The 2,791-nt window shown below is 73.1% G+C and carries 4 protein-coding genes; 1 reads left to right on the forward strand and 3 read right to left on the reverse strand.

What is annotated here, in order from left to right; translation table 11 throughout:
* Window positions 1–45: 45 nt before the first annotated feature.
* Window positions 46–273 (reverse strand): TetR family transcriptional regulator, encoded by a 228-nt coding sequence (locus tag ACFFNX_RS46920; RefSeq protein ID WP_378212866.1) that lies wholly within the window; start codon window positions 271–273, stop codon window positions 46–48.
* Window positions 266–1,102: an alpha/beta fold hydrolase gene (locus ACFFNX_RS46925; protein ID WP_378212867.1), complete on the reverse strand. Its 837-nt coding sequence runs from the start codon at window positions 1,100–1,102 to the stop codon at window positions 266–268. The genes ACFFNX_RS46920 and ACFFNX_RS46925 overlap by 8 nt, the downstream gene beginning before the upstream one ends.
* A gap of 128 nt (window positions 1,103–1,230) precedes the next feature.
* Between ACFFNX_RS46925 and ACFFNX_RS46930 the strand changes: the two genes are divergently transcribed.
* Window positions 1,231–1,905 (forward strand): response regulator transcription factor, encoded by a 675-nt coding sequence (locus tag ACFFNX_RS46930; protein ID WP_378212868.1) that lies wholly within the window; start codon window positions 1,231–1,233, stop codon window positions 1,903–1,905.
* Between the two features lie 51 nt (window positions 1,906–1,956).
* Here ACFFNX_RS46930 and ACFFNX_RS46935 read toward each other — a convergent pair.
* Window positions 1,957–2,791 (reverse strand): sensor histidine kinase (locus tag ACFFNX_RS46935; RefSeq protein WP_378212869.1); only part of this gene is annotated, 835 nt, incomplete at its 5' end.

Below are 2,791 nucleotides of genomic sequence, written 5' to 3' on the forward strand. Positions count from 1 at the left end.
GGCGCGGAAGGCGGCATCGGCGGCGGCCAGGGCCTCGCGGCCGTCTTACCCCTGGACCGCGTCACCGACGGCGTCGGCGGCCTCGCCCAGAGCCAGGACCGCGATGCGCCGGTTGAGGTCCTCCTGGCCGCCCACGTGCTTGTACAGGGACGGGGTGCGCACGCCCACCCGTTCGGCCAGCAACCCCATCGTCAGGCCGGCGAGGCCGACCTCGTCGGCGAGGGCGGCACCGGCGGCGACCACGGCCGCCGCGTCCAGGCCGGCCCTAGGCACGAGCGGCGTCCGATTGCAGGAAGGCGAGCATGAGGGAGGCCACCTGGTCGGGGAACTGGTCGTGCGGGTAGTGCCCGGCACCCTCGATCGTCTCAAGGCGGCCGAGGCCGGACGGCAGGGCATCGACGATCGCCGAGCCTTCGGCGTGCGGGTCGGCCCAGTCGGGGTCGAGCGTGCCCATCACGACCAGGACCGGGCAGCGGACGTTGCCGAGCTGCTCGCCGGCGTCGGCCGGGGCGCTGCGGCCCATGCCCCGCATGGCCTTCATCCGGCCCGGCTCACGCAGCAGAGAGTCGATGCGGTCGAGCCGCTCGGCCCAGTCGGCCCGCTTGACGCCGGGGTAGGCCACGTCGAGGTAGGAGCGCCAGAGCGGCACGCTGCCGAACACGCCCGCGCCGAACAGCCGCAGCATGCCCCGGCGGAAGCGCTTCACCCGCAGGTCGCCGAGGCGGATCGACTGCCTGCGGGTGAACGGCGCCAGTTCGACGACCGCACTGATCAGCGAGGGCTCCTGCGCCGCAGCGATGGTGGCGGCGCCGCCGGAGATCGAGTGGCCGACGAGCACGGCCGGGCCGCCCAGGTGGCGGATCAGGGCGAGCAGGTCGCCGGCGATGGCGGTCCGGCTCCAGGCCGGCCAGCCGACGCTGGACTCGCCGCAGCCGCGCAGATCGACCGCGGCGACCCGATGGCCCGCCGCCACCAGTGACGGGATCACAGCACGGTACGCGGCGCGGCTGTCGCCCATGCCGTGCGCGAGAACGATCAGCGGGCCGGACCCCGCCACCTCGTATGCGATCGTGCCGCCGTCGACGGCGAGGTACTCGGTCATGACATCTCCCAGGCTCTGGCTAATTCCGTTAGCTAAAAGCTAATCCGATTAGCCATTTCTGTCAACAACGAGCCTTGGCCGCTAGCCGTCGGCATCGGCGACGCTCGGACGGCGGCATGATGACGGGCATGAGGGAACGTTCGCCGCGGGTGGTCCTGGCCGAGGACTCGGTGGTCCTGCGTGATGGCATGGTGGAGCTGCTGTCGGCGCGGGGATGCGCGGTCGTCGCGGCGGTCGGCACCGCGGAGGACCTGCTCGCGGCGGTCGCCGAGCACGTCCCCGACGTCGCCGTCGTGGACATCCGGATGCCGCCCTCGCACACCGACGAGGGCATCCGTGCAGCCCTTGAGCTCCGGGACCGTTGGCCGGAGGTCGGCATCCTCGTCTTCTCCCAGCACGTCGAGGCGATTCTGGCGGAGCGGCTGCTGTCGGCCGGTGCCGCCGGAGTGGGCTACCTGCTCAAGGAGCGGGTGGCCCGTACCGCCGAGTTGGTCGACGCCCTGCACCGGGTGGCCACGGGCGGCACGGTGCTCGATCCGGAGATCGTCACCGGGCTGCTGCGCGGCGGTGCCCGGCGGAGCCGGATCGACTCGCTCACCCCGAGGGAGCGGGAGGTGCTCGACCTCATGGCGCAGGGACACTCGAACCGGTCCATCGCCCGTCGCCTGGTCGTCACGGAGCGGGCGGTGGAGAAGCACGCGGCCGCCATCTTCATGAAATTCGGCCTGCCTCCCAGCGAGACCGACAACCGCCGGGTCAAGGCGGTGCTCACCTACCTGACCGAGAACGGAGGCAGTGCGTGATCCACGCGGGTCCGTCGTCGTTCCGGTGACGAAATGACGGCCGGATCGGGCTCACACCGTGCTCGGCAGGTCCGCGACGACGGTCGTGGGGCCGCCCTCGGGGCTGGTGATCCGCACCGTCCCGCCCACGGCCTCGGCCCGTCGGCCCAGGCCGGTCAGCCCGCTCCCCCCGCCCGGGAACGCGCCGCCCCGTCCGTCGTCGGTCACCGTCAGCCGGACCCGGCCGTGAGCGGCGACGACCGCCGCGGTGGCGGCATTCGCCCCGCTGTGCCTGGCGACATTGGTCACGAGCTCGGCCGCGCAGAAGTACACCACGCGCTCGATCGCCGGGTCCGGGCGTTCACGCAGGTCCAAACGCAGGTCGACCGGAACCGGGCTGCCCGCGGCCAGCGAGCGCAGGGCGGCGCCGAGACCCTCGTCGAGCGGCACCGGATTGATGCCACGGGTGATCCGCCGCAGCCCCGCGATGGCGTCGTCGGTCTGGGTCCGCGCCCGGGCGAGAAGGACGGACAGCCGGTCCGGTACCGGATCCGGGCGCTCGCCGAGCGCGTCGTCGGCCAACGAGAGGGTCATGGCGATGGCGACCAGTTCCGCCTGCGTTCCGTCGTGGAGATCGCGTTCGATCGAACGCAGAGCCTCGGTGTTCTCGGCGGCCAGTACGTGCCGTGACCGTTCGAGCGCGCGCATCCGCCGTTGCCCGGACGTCGGGCCGAGCAGGAGCCGGGCCAGCCGGCGGTTCAGCCCGCTCGCCCCGCGGATGGCGGCGGGCACGGCCGCCAGCAGGACGAGCCCTAGCGGCGGGCCGGCGACGTTCGCCCACCAGGGGACGGTCCGGTCGGCGAGCACCTGGGTCAGCACCGGGAAGCCGATCAGCCAGACCGCGGCG

This window comes from Actinoallomurus acaciae (assembly GCF_042429965.1).
Lineage (GTDB): Bacteria > Actinomycetota > Actinomycetes > Streptosporangiales > Streptosporangiaceae > Actinoallomurus > Actinoallomurus acaciae.